At 44.3% G+C, this 17,499-nt stretch carries 17 protein-coding genes; 10 read left to right on the top strand and 7 right to left on the bottom strand.

From position 1 onward, the window contains the following. Window positions 1-8: 8 nt before the first annotated feature. The 3 genes from WH96_RS11955 to WH96_RS11945 all read right to left on the bottom strand — a co-directional run bounded on the left by WH96_RS11955 (window position 9) and on the right by WH96_RS11945 (window position 3,349). Complete coding sequence (locus WH96_RS11955) at window positions 9-908, bottom strand: ABC transporter permease (RefSeq protein WP_204248189.1); 900 nt, start codon at window positions 906-908, stop codon at window positions 9-11. Then, window positions 905-2,065, bottom strand: coding sequence for an ABC transporter ATP-binding protein (locus WH96_RS11950; RefSeq protein WP_047764403.1), 1,161 nt, complete (start codon window positions 2,063-2,065; stop codon window positions 905-907). Before WH96_RS11950 ends, WH96_RS11955 begins: the two co-directional genes overlap by 4 nt. A 189-nt stretch (window positions 2,066-2,254) precedes the next feature. Continuing rightward, the gene (locus WH96_RS11945; RefSeq protein ID WP_082130473.1) at window positions 2,255-3,349 is read right to left on the bottom strand and encodes an extracellular solute-binding protein; all 1,095 of its coding nucleotides are present in this window, start codon (window positions 3,347-3,349) and stop codon (window positions 2,255-2,257) included. A gap of 303 nt (window positions 3,350-3,652) precedes the next feature. Between WH96_RS11945 and pdxR the strand changes: the two genes are divergently transcribed. Then, the gene (gene pdxR / locus WH96_RS11940; RefSeq protein ID WP_047764402.1) at window positions 3,653-5,152 is read left to right on the top strand and encodes a MocR-like pyridoxine biosynthesis transcription factor PdxR; all 1,500 of its coding nucleotides are present in this window, start codon (window positions 3,653-3,655) and stop codon (window positions 5,150-5,152) included. 66 nt (window positions 5,153-5,218) lie between these two features. Here the strand turns inward: pdxR and WH96_RS11935 are convergent, their stop codons facing one another. Continuing rightward, on the bottom strand, window positions 5,219-6,373 hold the full coding sequence (locus WH96_RS11935; protein ID WP_047764401.1) for an aminotransferase: 1,155 nt from the start codon (window positions 6,371-6,373) through the stop codon (window positions 5,219-5,221). A 243-nt stretch (window positions 6,374-6,616) separates the two neighbouring features. On the opposite strand from WH96_RS11935, the gene WH96_RS11930 reads away from it, so the two are divergent. Next, the gene (locus tag WH96_RS11930) at window positions 6,617-7,774 is read left to right on the top strand and encodes a TauD/TfdA family dioxygenase (RefSeq protein ID WP_053005876.1); all 1,158 of its coding nucleotides are present in this window, start codon (window positions 6,617-6,619) and stop codon (window positions 7,772-7,774) included. 63 nt (window positions 7,775-7,837) lie between these two features. Here WH96_RS11930 and WH96_RS11925 read toward each other — a convergent pair whose 3' ends face one another. Next, window positions 7,838-8,602: a sulfite exporter TauE/SafE family protein gene (locus WH96_RS11925; protein ID WP_053005875.1), complete on the bottom strand. Its 765-nt coding sequence runs from the start codon at window positions 8,600-8,602 to the stop codon at window positions 7,838-7,840. Window positions 8,603-9,049: 447 nt separating this feature from the next. Here WH96_RS11925 and WH96_RS11920 point away from each other — a divergent pair, with 447 nt between their 5' ends. Next, a complete protein-coding gene (locus WH96_RS11920) occupies window positions 9,050-9,343 on the top strand; it encodes a hypothetical protein (RefSeq protein WP_047764400.1) in 294 nt (97 codons plus the stop codon). Window positions 9,344-9,482: 139 nt separating this feature from the next. On the opposite strand, the gene WH96_RS11915 is transcribed toward WH96_RS11920, so the two are convergent. Continuing rightward, window positions 9,483-10,247, bottom strand: coding sequence for a substrate-binding periplasmic protein (locus WH96_RS11915; protein WP_047764399.1), 765 nt, complete (start codon window positions 10,245-10,247; stop codon window positions 9,483-9,485). A gap of 213 nt (window positions 10,248-10,460) precedes the next feature. On the opposite strand from WH96_RS11915, the gene WH96_RS11910 reads away from it, so the two are divergent. The 6 genes from WH96_RS11910 to WH96_RS11885 all read left to right on the top strand — a co-directional run bounded on the left by WH96_RS11910 (window position 10,461) and on the right by WH96_RS11885 (window position 16,105). Continuing rightward, a complete protein-coding gene (locus tag WH96_RS11910) occupies window positions 10,461-11,030 on the top strand; it encodes a CYTH domain-containing protein (RefSeq protein ID WP_047764398.1) in 570 nt (189 codons plus the stop codon). 88 nt (window positions 11,031-11,118) lie between these two features. After that, window positions 11,119-12,246 (top strand): MlaE family lipid ABC transporter permease subunit, encoded by a 1,128-nt coding sequence (locus tag WH96_RS11905; RefSeq protein ID WP_245629483.1) that lies wholly within the window; start codon window positions 11,119-11,121, stop codon window positions 12,244-12,246. Between the two features lie 2 nt (window positions 12,247-12,248). Further along, complete coding sequence (locus WH96_RS11900) at window positions 12,249-13,031, top strand: ABC transporter ATP-binding protein (protein WP_053005874.1); 783 nt, start codon at window positions 12,249-12,251, stop codon at window positions 13,029-13,031. A 114-nt stretch (window positions 13,032-13,145) separates the two neighbouring features. Continuing rightward, on the top strand, window positions 13,146-14,180 hold the full coding sequence (locus WH96_RS11895; protein ID WP_047764396.1) for an MlaD family protein: 1,035 nt from the start codon (window positions 13,146-13,148) through the stop codon (window positions 14,178-14,180). Between the two features lie 110 nt (window positions 14,181-14,290). Further along, a complete protein-coding gene (locus tag WH96_RS11890) occupies window positions 14,291-14,941 on the top strand; it encodes an ABC-type transport auxiliary lipoprotein family protein (protein ID WP_047764395.1) in 651 nt (216 codons plus the stop codon). Window positions 14,942-15,109: 168 nt separating this feature from the next. Next, window positions 15,110-16,105: a bestrophin family protein gene (locus tag WH96_RS11885; protein WP_047764394.1), complete on the top strand. Its 996-nt coding sequence runs from the start codon at window positions 15,110-15,112 to the stop codon at window positions 16,103-16,105. 32 nt (window positions 16,106-16,137) lie between these two features. Here WH96_RS11885 and WH96_RS11880 read toward each other — a convergent pair whose 3' ends face one another. Beyond that, window positions 16,138-16,668: a MarR family winged helix-turn-helix transcriptional regulator gene (locus tag WH96_RS11880; protein WP_047764393.1), complete on the bottom strand. Its 531-nt coding sequence runs from the start codon at window positions 16,666-16,668 to the stop codon at window positions 16,138-16,140. A gap of 149 nt (window positions 16,669-16,817) precedes the next feature. Here WH96_RS11880 and WH96_RS11875 point away from each other — a divergent pair, with 149 nt between their 5' ends. Continuing rightward, complete coding sequence (locus tag WH96_RS11875; protein ID WP_047764392.1) at window positions 16,818-17,417, top strand: nitroreductase family protein; 600 nt, start codon at window positions 16,818-16,820, stop codon at window positions 17,415-17,417. Window positions 17,418-17,499 lie beyond the last annotated feature (82 nt).

Genomic DNA, 17,499 nt, shown 5'->3' with positions numbered 1-17,499 from the left:
AAAGTCCCCTATTTCACGGTATCAGCAAGTGTTTGGCGACTTAATTTCAAGCCAACAAAAACAATCGCAGATGAAAGGAACAAAAGAAGGAAACCAAAGGCAGAACCAGATTCCCAGTTAAAACGTGTGATGAACTGATTGTAGATCTGCTCGGTAAACCACAAGCTGTCTTTCCCACCAAGAAGCGTTGGCGTCAGATAGTTCCCAAGCGTCAGCATAAAAACAACGATACAGCCAGAAGCGATGCCCGGCATGGCATGCGGGATGACAATCTCACGCAGAATAGAATAGGTGCTGCCCCCAAGATCATACCCGGCTTCGATCAGGCTATCATCCAGCGTATCCAACACAGACACCAACGGCACGACCATAAAGAGCATGGATGTATAGACCAAACCAACCATTAACGTTGCATCGCTGTAAAGCAGCTCAACTGGACCATCAACCAAGCCAGCCCATTGGAGGAAGCTACTGATTACACCAGATTCACGCAGCAAAATCATCCACCCAAAGGTTCTGACAAGCTCTGAAACCCAAAAAGGAATCAGGCACATCATGAATAACAGGTTACGCTTTTTACCCTTAATCACTTTGGCGATGTAATAAGATACCGGAAAGCCGATAACCAATGTGATCATCGTTGCGACAATTGACATAACAGCTGTACGAACAAAAGTGTTCCAGTAAAGAGGTTCGGTAAAGAATTCGATATAATTTTGAAGACTGAACGCATATTCCCGATACCCGAGTTTTTCGCGCAGAGAGACAGTCAGAAGATCAAGATGTGGTAAAATAATAAGAAGGAACAGCCAGAGCAAAAGCGGTAACATCAACAGGAAAGTCCCGAGTTTGAGCATCGGGATGGTGTCACTCTTTTCTGTTCCAGAGGTCATCTGGAATGTACTCATGCCGCCTGCTCCTTACCAAGACCGGGCTGAGATGCACCTGTTTGAGATCCATAGGCACGTGCCTTATCCACCCCCCAAGAAAGACGGAGCTGTTCCCCAGACTTAAGGTCGCTAAACGCACCTGTCTGCGGCAAAGAAACCGTTACTTGATGTCCTGTTTGTTGATCACGAACTTGCGCCCGACTGTTTGCGCCGTCAAAGAGAAGATTTTCTACAATCCCGGACAGCGTATTCTGGCCATTTTCAAGATGAGCACCTGTCTGTGCAGAACTATCCCGCTCAATGATAATCGCTTCCGGACGAACAAAAAGTTCAACTTTGTCACCAGCGGCAAGTACTTTTTCGTTCCCAGTAATCCCGGCAATAACGCCACCATCATCCAAAGACACCAAAGCCTGCCCCTTATCAATGGAATCAACTCGGCCACTCCAGCGGTTTGAATCACCCACAAATCCAGCAACAAAAGCCGTTTTCGGATTATAATAAAGGTCTTGAGGCGATCCGACTTGCTCAAAACGTCCTTCGTTCATAACGGCAACATTGTCAGACATCACCAATGCTTCGGATTGATCATGCGTAATATACACAAAGGTTGTTCCGACCTCATGCTGAAGCTGTTTCAGTTCGACCTTCATGTGCTCGCGAAGCTTAAGATCAAGCGCCCCTAATGGCTCGTCAAGAAGCAAAACAGCGGGCTCAAGAACAAGGGAACGCGCAATGGCAATGCGCTGACGCTGCCCACCGGAAAGTTGGGTCACGTCCTTTGACCCTGCGTCAGGCAAACTGACCCGTTCTAGAACATCTGCAACTTTTTTATCTATTTCGGCCTGTGGCAGTTTTCTACGTTTTAAGCCATAGGCGATATTCTCAGCCACATTCATCATCGGGAAGAGCGCGAGATGCTGGAAAACCATGTTCACAGGACGCTTGTTCGGGGGTACGCCCAACATGGACTGTCCTTTGATAACAATGTCACCTGCAGACGGCTCAATAAAACCGGCGAGCATACGTAAAAGAGTGGTTTTACCACAGCCACTTGGACCGAGTATTGAGAAGAAAGATCCCTTTGGAATTTCCAAAGACACATTATCAACCGCTGTAAATTTCCCAAAGGATTTCACCAGCCGGCGACACTCAAGATCCAATTGATTGTTCATATTTTTTACTTACCTACGAAAGGACGTTTTGTTTTATCAGGTCTGTTGACCTTTTATGCTGGGCATTATTTAAAGTCCCTCGAGATTAGGACTTTAGCTATTGAATATTCATCAAGTAGCTGATGGCAAGACCCCCGATCTCCTACAAGACCGGGGGCTGCCGTTTGTGCATCGTATGACACCATCTTCTTAGTTAGAAGAAGCAGCCTTTACACGATCCAGAACTTTACCTTCGATAGTTTCAAGCCCTGGTGGTACAGTTGGGTACCATTTGATGTTGTCCAGATCAGCCTGTGGGAAGCTCCCCTGGAACTGAGCTTTCAGTTTGTCATCAGCATACTCATCAGCACCTTTAGATGCTGTAAAATTACCAGCAGCAGCGGTAATCTGTGCAGCGATTTCAGGACGCATCACAAAGTTGATCCACTTGTAAGCCGCAGCTTCGTTTTCAGTTTTCTTTGGCAGAGCAAAAGTATCCATCCAACCAAGAGCGCCAGATTTAGGGGCAACAAAGGTTACGTCTGCATTATCGTTATTAAGCTTCCAACCACCAGCATCCCAAGCCATGGCAGCTACAACTTCACTTGAACGAACTAAGCTAAGAAGGGAATCGCCGCCGTCCCAGTAAGTTTTCACATTAGCTTTACAAGAGATAAGCTTGTTCTCAACATCGCCCATGATTTCTGCGTATTTTGCTTTATCGCCATAAGCAGCAAATGGGTCGTGACCAAGAGCAAAAGCAAAACCAATCAATGTTGGACGTTTTAGACGGTAAGAAACTTTACCAGCAACAGCATCGTTACAAAGATCTGTATAATCTTTAACAGTACTAGCCAGCTTTGTGTTCAGAACCAGACCACTTGTACCCCATACATGTGGCACACCATAAACATCACCCTTGTAAGTCGTGTTCACCTTAGTTGCTTCAAGCATAGAACCGATAAACTGGTTGGAATCAATCTTGGAAAGATCAATTGGCTTGTAAATTCTGTGCTCAGCCTGCGCACTGGAAATACGGTCTTGGCTTGGCTGAGCAAGGTCGAACCCGCCACCACCAGTTGCACGAAGCTTTGCGATCATTTCTTCGTTGTTAGATTTAGTAACCTTAACATCGATGCCAGTTTCTTCCTTGAACTGTTTAACAACAGATTCAGGTGCATAACCACCCCAGGTAAGAAGGCGTAGTTCTTCTGCGTGTGCCTGACCGGCGAATGCTAGACCTGCAATTGCAGTGACACCCAGAATTGCCTGTTTAAGCGAAAGCTTGGCTTTCGTGTTAATCATAAAAAAACCTCCGTGTTTTAAAATGCGCATGTTCGAATGCGTTCTGGCCCCCAAAGGGCTTTTTATTCACCGAACAAGAGCTCTCCAAGTCTGACTTCAATGTTCAGAATGAACATTTTCCTATCGTGAATGCACACCTACAGGGCATGTATTACAGTGACATTGAACTTTGTTTGCAATTCCGTTTTTACACAGTTTTGCTTGCGGCTTTGTTGTTTTGGAAATACTACACAGATAGTGGCATCACTTTAAGATCCATTATTAGGCACCCAACCAGACCAATTTTATATTAAGTTCACGATCATGGCTAAATTTGCATCCGGCGCTCTACTCGAAGGCATCAAACTGGACCCGACATCACAAACTCCACTCTATAGGCAACTATATAGTGGAATCAGAAAACTTATTCTTTCCGGTGACTTACCCCCCGGAACCAAACTTTCGGCGAGTAGAACAATCGCCACAGAACTCGAAATTTCCAGAACGACGGTTATCAATACAATTGAGCAAATGATTTCCGAAGGTTTTCTGGAAACACGTCGGGGTGCCGGTACTTATGTAACCCATCGTTTATCCGCGATGACAGATTTCTACCAATCCGCCAGCGATGACGACCCCGATTCTTTCGAAGAAGATCCTGATTTAACACTTTCAAACCGTGGACTTAAATATTCGGAACTGCCTCATCAATATGAACCAGAAGGCATCTACACCTTTAGGCCTAGCCAGCCAGCCTACGAGCTGTTGCCCCATGATATTTTCTCTCGCCTGACCAACAGGTATCAGCGCAAGCCGTCCAACGACGATTTAACCTACGCAGATCGGGGTGGGTTTATGCCTTTACGGGAAGCAATTTCAAGCTATCTGAAAACATCACGTTCTGTGCGCTGCACGCCCGAGCAAATTATTATCACTTCTGGAACCCAATCAGCCCTGAATCTTGCAAGCCAGCTGCTATTGGATCCCGGTGACACGGTCTGGATGGAAGATCCCGGCCACACGGCAGCGCGATGCGTATTTGAAGGTACCGGCGCCAATGTCGTCCCCGTTCCTTCCGATGAACACGGCTTTAATCCAGACCTATGCCCTGAAGAAGCTAAAAATATACCTGCACGTCTTGCCTATGTAACGCCGTCTAGCCAGCACCCACTTGGTTATCGTATGCCCCTTACCCGACGCATCAAGCTTTTGGAATGGGCACAGCAAAACAATACCTGGATTTTTGAAGACGATTACAATAGCGAGTTCAGGTATACAGGGCGGCCTCTATCCGCTCTGCAAGGATTGGATAAGGACGGGCGAGTTCTTTATGTCAGCTCCTTCACCAAGATACTCTACCCCGGCCTTCGGTTGGGTTACATGATCGTCCCTAAATCAATGGCAGAGGACTTTGCCCATGCTTCAACTATTTTGCAGCGCTCTACACCCAAATTGACTCAACAGATTATTGCTGACTTTATTAACGAAGGTTTCTTTGCCACACACATGCGCAAGATGCGCCGGATATACCACCAGCGTCAGCAAATTCTTATTGAAGCAGCGGAAAAACACCTCAAAGGCCTCGTCGAAATAAATCCGGTGGAACAAGGATTTCACTGTAACGCCTGGCTTCCCGATCATGCAGATCCGGAACAGGTAGAACAAACGTTACGAGCCGCAGGCTACGCCGTAAACAACCTGGATTATTACTGCATGAAACCGCTTAAGAAAAAAGGCTTTATGATCGGCTTTGCGGGCACCCCCGAAGAAAAAATCTCCGATGGCATCAAAGGCGTCGCCAGGATATTGAAAGAGATCCTCTAACCTAAGAAGCCCCCTGACAATTTATTGTACACACGAAGTTATGCCCGAAAAGCTATGACTCCAAAATTACGACAGGGCTTTCTCCAACCGCTTCATAGCTTCTTCGAGAACCTCCATCCGTTTGCTAAAGCAAAAACGAACCAGGTTGGACGGCCCTTCAATATCATAGAACACGCTGACCGGAATTGCGGCCACCTTTGCCTCAGTCGTAATGTAGCGACAGAACTCTTCATCCCTGCCATTGTGAACCCCGCGAATATCCACGGTGACAAAATAGGTTCCATCACAAGGCAGGACATCAAAACCAATATCTGAGAGTGCTTTAGCCAGATAATCTCGTTTGGTTTCCAGATCTTTTGTCAGATTATCGAAATAGCTTTGATCTTTTGACAATCCAGCAGCCACAGCCTTTTGTAAATTTGGCGGCGTGGTAAAGGTCGTAAACTGATGTGCTTTGATAATTGGCGTCAACACATCTGGTGCGCCACAAACATAACCGACTTTCCATCCCGTGAGAGCGAAACTTTTTCCAGCAGATCCGATACGCACGGTCCGATCCCTCATGCCCGGAAGCGTGATCAAGGGATAGTGTTTGCGCCCGTCAAAAATAAGATGCTCATAAACTTCGTCACAAACCGCATAGATATCATAACGCAGGCACAATTCAGCCAATGCTTCCAACTCATCCCAATGAAATGCTTTTCCAGTCGGATTCATCGGACTATTGATAATAATCAGCTTGGTTTCATGGGTAAGGGCTTCGTCTAGCTCTTCAATCGGTAGCTTCCAGTCTGGTGCCGACATAGGCACAATTACCGGAATTCCGCCCGCCCTTTTAATCAGAGGGATATAACAATCATACGATGGTTCCAGAACGACAACTTCATCACCGGGTTCAATCAGGCCGAATAAACAATCCGCCAATGCTTCTGTCGCACCAGAGGTCACCATCACTTCCGTCTTCCAATCCAGATTGATGCCATAAAACCTCTTGTCATGATCAGCAATAGCTTGACGCAATTCGGGTATGCCCATCATTGACGGATATTGGTTAGGCCCTTCCATCAAGCTATCGGCCGCTATTTTTCGCAGCTCTTCCGGCCCATCCTCATCGGGAAAACCTTGCCCCAGATTAATAGCGTCATGTTCCAATGCCAATTGAGACATCACTTCAAAAACAGTCGTACTATAGGAAGAGAGGACAGAATTGGCATCTTTCATGGTATTGGCTCCCGTTTAGAATTTCTTGTATTAATAGTAACACCTTAGCTGATTTACACACAACGAAAGTTGAAACTATTATTAGAATTGCACCATTTTTACCTTTCCCTGAAAAAAACTGACTGGTTCATCAAATAAAATCACTTCCCGATGAAGTTGATCTCCTCCAAGTTCTTTTTTAAATCACCAACAGATTCTCCCTCTTATTCACTAGAGACGGAGCAGTTATTTACGGAGTAGAAAATGAGTTCGCTCGCCAAAGAAGAACAATTTGACGTTTCTGTGGAAACATTGAACCTATTAGAACGTTCTCTGGAAGTTAAGTGGTCAGATGGAAAGGTTGCAACATTCCATTACCTATGGCTTCGCGACAATTGCCCAAGTGGCTTTCACCCTTCCACGCAAGAGCGCCTGTTCAACCTGACAACCATAAGCCCGGACATTCATGCTGTTAACAGTACTTTTGACAAAAGCACGCTCTATATTAGTTGGTCAGAGGGGGCTCACAAGAGTGCCTATCGATTGCAATGGCTTTATGAAAATGCCTATTCTCCGGATTTCAAAAAAACAGATACATCCGTTATCGTGCCTTGGGGCACAGAAATTCTAAATAAGCTCTATGAAGTCGAATATAACGATCTCATGCAGGACGACCTTGCCCTCTTTAACTGGCTAAAAGCAGTACAAAAATCCGGTATTTCTTATGTAAGAAATGTACCCTGCACAGACGAAGGGGTAACGGACGTTGCCAATCGTATTTCATTCCTGCGACAAACCAACTTCGGAACCGTTTTTGATGTACAATCAAAACCAAACCCCATCAATAACGCCTATACCTCCGAAGCTTTGCCCTTGCACATTGATCTGATCAATCAGGAAATTCCACCAGGATATCAATTTCTCCACTGCCTTGTGAATGATAGTCGTGGCGGTGAATCAACCTATGCTGATGGCTTCAGGATTATCGAAGAACTGAGAGATACAGATCCGGAAGCTTTTCATCTGTTGTGTACTGTCACCGTGCCCATGCGCTTCCACGATACAGAAACCGATATTCGGACACGAAACACCATCATAAATGCAGATGAAAACGGCCAACTTGTTGAATTGAGATACAGCCCGCACCTCGTAGATACTTTCGATATGGATGAGAGCATGATGGATAGTTTCTATCTAGCCTTCAGAAAACTTATGGTTCTAATCAATGATCCGCGATTTGTTATTTCCGTAAAAATGAAATCAGGCGATCTATGCATCTTTGATAACAGAAGGGTCATGCATGGCCGTAATGCATTCGAAGCGGGCGAAGGCTATAGTGGTGCAAGGCACCTCCGAGGTTGCTATGTAGATAGAAGTGACTTTGAAAGCCGTCTTCGCGTTCTGGGGCGCAAGTACACTTAATTCTAAGACAAGCAATCTTCATTTAACAAAAGCTCGGCCCAAATGGATCGAGCTTTTTATTTTTTACCAAACGAGTGGTAACATTCCATCATAAAGTAATTTTACCCCCGCAAAGATCATCATCAGATAGCTGATTTGATAGAACAAATCAGGGGCAATTATTTTGTGTAACTTAAGCCCTAACCAAATGCCCAAAGGCACAATTGGTACAAAGAGAAGCGATAGCAGCAAGTTTTCCGCAGAGAATTGGCCCATCCATGCATAGGGTATCAGCTTGACCTGATTAACAATCAGAAAAAAGGCGACATTTGTCCCGACAAAAACCGTTTTATCCAACCGTTGCCTCAAAAGGAAGAACTTAACCGGGGGGCCACCAGCATGCGCAACAAAGCTGGTAAATCCCGCAATCATCCCACAGCCAACACCGACAGGCGTTGATGTCTGCGTCTGCTTCTTTTCTTTCTGATTACCAACAAAATAACTTAATCCAAACAAGAGTGTCAGAAGACCCAGCAAAATCCGGATATCATCCGCATCAACATAACTATAGGTTAAAGCTCCGATACCAATTCCGGATAAAGCGCCCAAAACTAATACAATCAGGTTTTTACGGTGAAAACTCTTTCGATAAGCCCAGATGCTAAGAACATCCATACAACACAGGATCGGCAACATTATCGCCGCGGCTTTGAAAGGTGAAATAAACATCGCCATCAACGGCACAGTTAAAGCCCCCATCCCGCCTGAAAATCCGCTTTTAGAAATCCCGGTTATAAGAACGGCAATCGCCGCAACGATATAAAAGCTATAAGAGACATCGAGCAACATATGGCAGGGTTATCCTGTGAGAATTATGTGTCAGACAGTGACACAACCTGTTTGAGTGAAGGGCGATCGCTTACAAAGTTAATCAACATAAGCAATTGTTATTAATCATTAAATCAAACACTATTTCTTCCTAAAAAGCACTTCTTTTCTTCTGCCACTTTGTGAACAAATGATTGTCTTTTTAATATCACACCACGGATCTCATCACATCTATTAGGTTTATCTCGCTACGAACGAAATATCGTAGTTTAGAGTTTAAACAGATAAATTAAGAGGAGCCCGAATTGCAGTATTTATGCCGTGTCTAAATGAAGTTTATTTCGTGCAGGCTTAACGTCGATCTCTCGCGTTAAGAACGCAGTACAGGCTGTAGGGTATACCGCCCCAAACAAGTAGCAGCCCAGATTAAACGAATTCGTCGTCTTAAAACTGTGATTGGTTCTTACAATGAAAAAATCTTTCTTTATCGTGTCGCTTATCCTCATGTCTTTTTCATTTTCAAGCCATGCGTTTTCGCAAGAAACCTTTGTTCCTAAAAATAATAGAGGCCAGGTCATGAATCTTGCGGCTTTGGCAAAAGATGCCGCATGGCGTCAGAAAATTTCCAAAAAGTGGAAAGCCTCACAAGTCAAAGAAGAAGCCCGCAAAAACAAGCATGTAAAAACAAGCTTCGTTATTCTCGACCATACGCAAGAAGCAAAGCTTGATAGTCGCCAAGGCACTCTACCTCTTTACAATTAAGCTATTATTTGATCACAGGTTCCCCCCAACCCATAACACATTTAAAATCATTAAGACTTCATCAGGTATCATCTTTTTTACTGATGTAAGCTTTGTTGTGCTGCCATGCTTTTGACAAAAGAACCCCTCAAAGCCCGCTTTAATTAGAATGGTTATGGCTGTGAGACAGATGAGGTGCCAACTTTTTCGCATCCAGTAACAATGCTTTCCACTCTGGACTGTTTTTAAAGTCTTTCGCAGCCTTTTTGATCATAGGCATCATGGCAACTTTCCTTGATGCATTGGAAATCATCAAAATGGCTTGCTGACAGCTTAACAAATAAGGCTCCCCAATGTCATCCACGGTCATACCTACTTTAGGCAAAGATGCGTGAATAACCTGTTTAGTCGCAGTTACCACATCTACCCGCCCTTTTTTCAAAAGCCAAAGAGCTTCAGTAAAGTTTGCCGTTTTGACCTTCTTGATTGAGCGATTATGATCTATCCAGGAACCAGTACTTGTCCCTCTGACAACCGCTAAACGAAGCTTTTCAATATCATTCGTTGATGTAATCGTTACCCCCTTCAAACCAACAAGCATTTTATCAAGCCGTATAGTTGGCTCCAAAGATGTTACAAATTCTTCTGATAGATATTCTGGAAATGTTACCGTTAAATCGTATTTACCTTTTTCAATCCCATGGATAAGTCTTTGTTCAGGCACAAGAACAATTTCAATCGGTTCACCCAAGAACTTTGCTAGTGTTTTGAAATAAGAGACCGTAATCCCGTCCAGATGTCCTGACTCATTATAAAAACCCCAAGGTTTTTCGGCGAGTACGACTGCTTTCAAGGGGGCACCCGCTGCAAAGCCGTAGCTTGTCAATGACACTGTCATCAACACAAAAAAGGAAAACAATTTCATAAACGCAAGCAACCAGACGAGAACTCTTTAAACGTAAGCAGATCATTACAACAATCCCACTTACCATCAAGTGTTATATTAAGAGGAGATATTTACATTGTAATTTAAAGAAAATTGAGAAATATGAAACTATTATGACAGTAACTTCTTGCGCTGGCTTGCACAGTCGGAAAAAGGTAATAAATCCTCTCTACAAAGGAGAAAGGCAAGAAAGTGCCAGTTGAAAACGAGTATAAATTCGCGCTCCACGATCCAGAGGGCAAACTTGAAGCAAAGTTGTTGGCCTCGAATTGTTTTCGGGTCGGCATACGGCAGGGCTATATTCGAAAAGGCGCTCGCATTCGTGAATGGCACGACCTTCAGACTGAAACCATCCGCTATATTTTCACCTATAAACATCGCGTTGATGATGATGTTATCGAAGTAGAGACCGATATTTCCAAAGAAGACTTTAATCGTCTTTGGTCTGTCCGCGAATATGATGTAACAAAAATTCGTTTTAAATTCGTCGCCGATGATGCGACATGGGACGTGGATTTTTTGAAGAACCAGGGAAAAACCTATTTTTCTTTAGCTGAAGTAGAACTACCCGAAGCTCAACGAACAGTTCCAACACCGCCTGCCTTGATAAAGGATTATGTTTTGGGGGGCACAGGACGGCACGACAAAACACTCTCAAACAAACGCCTTTTGCACGTTGATTATGCCAGACAAGTTGAAGCCGCTTTTATTGCTGGCGAAGATGCCGTTCAAGAGTTGATTTCAACATACCGGGTAACCTAACATTCTTTAAAACTGGTCTTTTTAGGAAAAGAAAGCTTAATATATATCCACAAACCAACCTGAAACAAAAAATGCGGCCTCTGATAATTTGACTTCACCGGAAATCAAGCTCTCCTCTGACAAAACGACCCTGACCTGCTCTCTTTCCGGTTCCTGGACAACGCAAGAGCTTGCAAACGTCATCAACCAAACACCAGATAAAAATAAATCAGACCATCAAGAACAAATTTTTGACCTCAAAGCCGTTGAAATCATGGATACAGCGGGCGCGCTCTATTTTTTACAACATCAAGACAGCGTTGAAGCTAACGGGCATAAGACATCACTTAAGAATGTACCCAAACATGTCAGACAAATCATTGATACCGTACAAGACCATCGCCTCAAAGAATGTCCGCCAGAAACCTCACTCAAAGGAATAAGAAAGCTACTCACAGATACGGGCGAAAGCTTTTTCAAGATTATCGATCAAGGGCGCGCACTGGTCACTTTTTTGGGGCTTGTCCTCAACGCATTTGCTAAACAGCTAATCAACCCCAAGCGGATCCGCTGGACACCCCTTGTCGCGCAGATGGAACAAATCGGCATTCATGCACTTCCTATTGTGGGTCTTATTTCCTTCCTTATTGGCGTTGTCCTTGCTTTTCAAGGGGCGGGGCAACTGGAACGATTTGGCGCACAGATTTTCACCATTAATCTTGTCGCGGTTGGCGTGTTAAGAGAGATGGGCATTTTGTTAACTGCTATTATCGTTGCCGGTCGATCGGGTAGTGCTTTCACAGCCCAATTGGGCACCATGAAGGTCAACGAAGAAATTGATGCCATGCGAACCATTGGCCTCGACCCGATTGATGTTTTGGTGCTTCCCCGTATCCTCGGCCTCATTCTCGTCCTACCACTACTCACTTTCTATGCCGATATCATGGGGTTACTTGGTGGTGCGGCCATGACCATGATCACCTTGGACTTATCCCTGTTTCAATACATCCGTTATCTTCAGGATGCAGCCTCTCTTGGTGATTTTTTTGTTGGCATGGTCAAAGCACCCGTTTTTGCCTTTGTAATTGCTTTGATTGGTTGTCACGAGGGGCTTCAGGTAAGCAGAAGTGCAGAATCAGTCGGACGACAAACAACACGCTCGGTTGTCGAGGCAATCTTTTTTGTCATTGTCCTGGATGCTCTTCTTTCCATTCTCTTTTCTGTCATGGGAATATGAGAATGCCCAAAGAAGCTAAACCTCAAAACTTTGTCATCTCTCTCAAAGGTATTCGTAATCAGTTTGGCGATCAAATCCTCCATAACCATCTCGATTTGGATATCAGAAAAGGCGAAGTTTTAGGTATTGTAGGAGGCTCAGGAACCGGAAAATCGGTTCTTATGCGCACAATCGTCGGCCTTAATCAAAAGGCTGCCGGGACGATTAAAATCCTTGGGCAAGACGTAGATCAAGTATCTCAAACAGAGCTTGGTGTTTTAAGACAACGTATGGGTGTTCTCTTTCAGGATGGCGCACTCTTTTCCTCGCTTACTGTTTCGCAAAATATCGAAGCTGTAATCAATGAACATACTAAACTTCCTGCCCAATTTGTGCGAGAGGTTGCAGCCCTGAAAATCGCCTTGGCTGGCCTACCGATCGAAGCCGGTGGCAAGTATCCATCTGAATTATCAGGCGGCATGAGAAAGAGGGCTGGCATTGCACGCGCCTTAGCCCTTGATCCCGACATCCTTTTTCTCGATGAACCAACCGCTGGTCTCGACCCGATTGGTGCCGCACAATTTGATTCCTTAATCGCAAAGCTTCAAGACACCTTGGGGCTTACTGTAGTGATGATCACCCACGATCTGGATTCACTTCATGCTATCTGTAATCGTATTGGCGTTTTATTGGATAAAAAAATAAAGGTTGGTACGATCATTGAATTAACCAAGGAAGCAGACCCTTGGATAAAAGAATACTTTGGCGGGCCCAGAGGACGTGCTGCGACAAGATCACATGATTGATATTATAAAAATAATGACCGACACTCTTTTGAGATTTTTTAACAGCGATCACACAAAAGCCTATACTCTAACAAAAGCTGATACAGGGGCATCTTGCCTTGCCGAGGAGATATAATGGAAACCCGCGGAAACCATATGATTGTCGGTTCTTTTGTCATTGCTTTCTTTATAGGGGCTTTGGTTTTTGTTATCTGGCTCGCCAAGTTTGAAGCAGATCGCAGCTATGCCCATTACAACATTATCTATCGTGGAGACGTGACAGGTCTTAAGCCCGGTAGCTCCGTCCGCTACCACGGGGTCAACGTCGGGGAAGTCATCGATGTCGCCTTATCGCCCGACAAACCCGCAGAAGAAGTTGTTATTCTTCTCGAAGTCGAAGAAGGCACACCGGTCAAAAAAGACACAACTGCGACCCTGCAACTCGAAGGAATTACAGGCGTAAAATCTATCCAGTTAACGATCGGCAACATGCAATCAGAACCTCTGGTTGAAGAAGGACCTTATGGACATCCTGTTATCCAGTCGAAAACATCAGCATTAGACCAATTACTGGAAGGTGCACCAGAACTTGTCTCAAATGCTAACGTCCTTCTTGCTCGTGGAAATGACCTGCTTAACGACCAAAACCGAGCAAACATCGCGCAAACCTTGCAAAATATAGAAGCTCTTACAAAAGCGCTTGCTGAGAAGGAAAACCAGATCGCTCGCCTTATAGATGACACGGCAATGACCGCCAGCAACATGAAGGCTGTGTCCGTATCAGTAAGAGATCTAACCCAAGAATTGCAACAAGGTAGTTCAGAGATAATCGGAAAAACCAAAAATGCCATCACATCATTGGATAATGCTGCTGTATCCATTGACAAGCTCGTCGCTGAAAGTTCGCCTGAAATAAAAATTCTGGTCCAGGATTTTCAACAAACAGCCCGTAGCTTTGCAAAGACCAGTAATCAGGTTGAAGCTCTAATAAATGAAAACCGAGAACCTCTTCAGGATTTCACTTCTACGGGTCTTTATGAATTTTCAAACCTTTTGTCTGAAACCAGAACCCTTGTGAGGGATTTACAACTCATCGCTGGAGAAATTGAACGTGATCCCGCAAGATTCTTCTTCGGCGACAAGCAAAAAGGCTTTGAACCGCCAGAATAATAAATAAGAATATCTGTAATATATAGGAATAGTGACCATTAAAGAGCCTTAAAACAGCTTCGTCACGGTCCCCAAAACTATGATGACATGAGGTAGAACAAGTGAGTCCAATGAACGATACAAAAAAAAATAATCGACGCCACTTCCTAAAGCTTGCAAGCCTGCTCTCTGTCTCTGGACTTCTCACATCATGTTCAACACTTATTCCTGGACAAGGTCCTCTTCCCGACCTCTATCGCCTGTCTCCTAAAAGTACCTTTGATGTTGCTTTACCGGAAGTTCCCTGGCAACTGGTTTTGGAACAAACCTCTGCAAATGCCAGCCTCAATACAACGAAAATTGCCCTACAGCGTAAAGCCAACCAGATGGAATACTACGCGAACGCGGGATGGGTTGATAAAGCGCCTATTATGGTTCAAACACTTTTGGTGGAGTCATTTGAAAATACAGGAAAAATCGTCGCTGTCGGGCGGGAAACAATTGGCTTGCGATCCGATTTTATTTTAAAAACAGAACTTCGTGAATTCCAAACTCTCTATTTAGGAAACACTCCAGAAGTCAGAGTTGTCCTCAATGCCAAGATCGTACAAATGCCTCGTCGAACGATTATTGGCTCACAGAGCTTTGAAGCAAACATTCCAGCCCGATCTGATCAGCTGAACTCTGTCGTTGCCGCCTTTGATGAAGGCTTGGGAAAAGTGACAAAGAAGCTTGTTGAATGGACACTCTTCACTGCACACTCACGATACAAAGAACGCTAATTTTATTCTGCCAATCAAAAGAAAGAGCCGTATTTTTACGCAAAAATTAGCCCCATATTTTTTCTGTTCGAAATATCAAAATTCATATACCAAATATACGAATTGCCATGATCACACATTATCATAAATCTTGCGGATAACTTTCTTATATCCAAGGCAAGCTTCCTAATGATTATCCGGGATAAACCCAACGCGTTTAAGCTCTTTTTCGTTCTAAAAGGATCTGTTGTTCCAACAATCGCGCCTCAAATCCTGTTTTCAGCTTTGGTAGGCTTGTTTGCCTATTTGGCTCACAGTCACTTCCTGAATTATCTACCAAACCTGACTGTAACGCCCTTTATCTTGCTGGGCGTTACGCTTTCAATTTTTCTCGGCTTTAGGAACCGCGCGTCTTATGAAAGATGGTGGGAAGCCAGAAAACTTTGGGGACAATTGATTATAGATACACGTTCTCTTGCAAGGCAGATTCAAACATATGCATGGGTAAAAGATACTTCGGAAGAAGATATCGGAGATAATGAATCACGCCTCAATACCACGAATGAATTCGATGAGATAACTTTCCAATGTAAAGCTCGTCAAAAGCGATTTGTTCAGCTCGCAATTAGCTTTTCACATGCATTACGGCATCACCTCAGGGGCACAGATTATAACGATGATGTTCACCAATTCCTATCCGCAGAAGATCTCAATCGGCTTAACAAAGTACGGCACAAACCCAATTTCATTTTAAATTTAATGGGCGAAGAGCTACAGCAGATGCTTCAAAAAGAGTTTATTAGTGAAATCTCAGCACGTAATCTCGAAGAACGCCTGACATCATTATCTTTTATTCTCGCTGCTTGTGAACGTATCCGTAATACACCCCTCCCTTTTGCCTATAATCTCCTCCTTCACAGAACGGCCTATATCTATTGCTTCTGCCTTCCTTTTGGCCTCGTTACGTCCATCGGTATCATGACACCCTTTGTAACAGCAATAATCGCATACACCTTCTTCGGGTTAGACGCCTTGGGTGAAGAATTGGAAGATCCTTTTGGCACGTCTGCACACGATCTGGCACTGACCACAATGTCCCATAGTATTGAGGTCAATCTGCTCGAAACACTTAATGAAGAAAACTTGCCTGATCCGCTAAAACCGAATGGTTATTATCATGCCTAACGATGACGTCTGAGCGCTTTTAAATGCATTAATCAGACTATTTTTTCCAATAATGTTCGAAGTTGCTGTCGTTCTTGATCTGACAGGTTCGACAGCATCTTTTCTTCCCGTGCCACATGCGTCACAACCACCTCATTAGCAAGATCAAAGCCTTCACTGGTTAAGGCAACCATCTGTCCCCGTCTGTCATTTGGGTCCATCATTCGCTCCACAAGACCGCGCTTCTCAAGGCGATCAAGCCGGTTGGTCATGGCAGATGTCGAGAGCATCATATCTTTTGCCAACAGTGAGGGGGATAATGTCTCTCCTTCCCCTTGACGACGCAGTGTAAACAACACATCCATGCCAGCAAAGTCCAAATTATAGCTCGCGATATTATCCAAGACCCCCTGACGTAGCTTTTCCCCTGCCCGCCAGACTTCTCCGCAGACAGCCATAGGCGCCGGATCGATATCAGGCCTTTCCCTACGCCATTGGGTTAAAATTCCTTCCATCGGGCCGCCTTCTACTGCCTCTGAAGAAGTATCCTTTTTTGAATTCACCTTTTTAGGGTCTTGACTCATATCAAAACAATCCTTATTTATTTTGATATCAAATTATTTGACGTCAAAATATCTTATATCAAATTATCCCAGATAGAGATACATGACGCCCTCAAAATTGTAAAGGCCACATAAGCTCTAAAGGCCCATCGACTGTAAAGGATTGCGTTATGCCAGATACATCACTTCCACACCGCACACCGAACCACCCAATCGACCCAATATTCATCAACAGATGGTCCCCCCGGGCCTTTGACAGCAGCAAGATCCCCAACAAAGATCTTCAAATCATTCTGGAAGCCGCAAGATGGGCCCCTTCTGCATTTAATGTGCAACCTTGGCGCTTTGTTTATGCACATCGTGGCGATGAATACTGGAATACGCAGTTGGATCTACTCGATCCTTTCAACAAAAGCTGGGCACAAAATGCTTCGGCACTGGTTTTTGTAATATCTGACAAAATTATTTCTGGGAATGGTACGGAGCCCGATCGTCCATCAAATTACAATAGCTTTGACACCGGTGCTGCCTGGGCACAATTGGCTCTTCAGGCTTCTATCAGCGGATATAAAGCACATGCTATGGCTGGTGTTTATTTCGATAAAGCACAACAGGTGTTTAAACTGCCCGAAAGGTACAAAGTAGAAATTGCCGTTGCCATCGGTAAAAACATCACTCCGGATTTTCTTGCGCCTGAATTACAGGAAAGAGAAATCCCCAGTCAACGCCTTGCAAGCAATGATATTATTTTTGCAGGTACCTTTTCATAAGACGACACGTTAATAGGGTTTCATACCCTAAGCATTTTTCCTGCTTTAGGTTAAATGAAGACTGATCTAGTATTCAGGAGAA

Source organism: Kiloniella spongiae (assembly GCF_001026905.1).
Taxonomy (GTDB): domain Bacteria; phylum Pseudomonadota; class Alphaproteobacteria; order Kiloniellales; family Kiloniellaceae; genus Kiloniella; species Kiloniella spongiae.
Note: the sequence above shows the minus strand (reverse complement) of the source record. Positions and strands in the feature narration are given on the sequence as shown.

What these genes read in the sequence shown, in the direction of transcription:
- WH96_RS11955 (WP_204248189.1), bottom strand. Translation starts at nt 908, where the DNA reads ATGAGTACATTCCAGATGACCTCTGGAACAGAAAAGAGTGACACCATC.
- WH96_RS11950 (WP_047764403.1), bottom strand. Translation starts at nt 2,065, where the DNA reads ATGAACAATCAATTGGATCTTGAGTGTCGCCGGCTGGTGAAATCCTTT.
- WH96_RS11945 (WP_082130473.1), bottom strand. Translation starts at nt 3,349, where the DNA reads ATGATTAACACGAAAGCCAAGCTTTCGCTTAAACAGGCAATTCTGGGT.
- pdxR (WP_047764402.1), top strand. Translation starts at nt 3,653, where the DNA reads ATGGCTAAATTTGCATCCGGCGCTCTACTCGAAGGCATCAAACTGGAC.
- WH96_RS11935 (WP_047764401.1), bottom strand. Translation starts at nt 6,373, where the DNA reads ATGAAAGATGCCAATTCTGTCCTCTCTTCCTATAGTACGACTGTTTTT.
- WH96_RS11930 (WP_053005876.1), top strand. Translation starts at nt 6,617, where the DNA reads ATGAGTTCGCTCGCCAAAGAAGAACAATTTGACGTTTCTGTGGAAACA.
- WH96_RS11925 (WP_053005875.1), bottom strand. Translation starts at nt 8,602, where the DNA reads ATGTTGCTCGATGTCTCTTATAGCTTTTATATCGTTGCGGCGATTGCC.
- WH96_RS11920 (WP_047764400.1), top strand. Translation starts at nt 9,050, where the DNA reads ATGAAAAAATCTTTCTTTATCGTGTCGCTTATCCTCATGTCTTTTTCA.
- WH96_RS11915 (WP_047764399.1), bottom strand. Translation starts at nt 10,247, where the DNA reads ATGAAATTGTTTTCCTTTTTTGTGTTGATGACAGTGTCATTGACAAGC.
- WH96_RS11900 (WP_053005874.1), top strand. Translation starts at nt 12,249, where the DNA reads ATGCCCAAAGAAGCTAAACCTCAAAACTTTGTCATCTCTCTCAAAGGT.
- WH96_RS11895 (WP_047764396.1), top strand. Translation starts at nt 13,146, where the DNA reads ATGGAAACCCGCGGAAACCATATGATTGTCGGTTCTTTTGTCATTGCT.
- WH96_RS11890 (WP_047764395.1), top strand. Translation starts at nt 14,291, where the DNA reads ATGAACGATACAAAAAAAAATAATCGACGCCACTTCCTAAAGCTTGCA.
- WH96_RS11885 (WP_047764394.1), top strand. Translation starts at nt 15,110, where the DNA reads ATGATTATCCGGGATAAACCCAACGCGTTTAAGCTCTTTTTCGTTCTA.
- WH96_RS11880 (WP_047764393.1), bottom strand. Translation starts at nt 16,668, where the DNA reads ATGAGTCAAGACCCTAAAAAGGTGAATTCAAAAAAGGATACTTCTTCA.
- WH96_RS11875 (WP_047764392.1), top strand. Translation starts at nt 16,818, where the DNA reads ATGCCAGATACATCACTTCCACACCGCACACCGAACCACCCAATCGAC.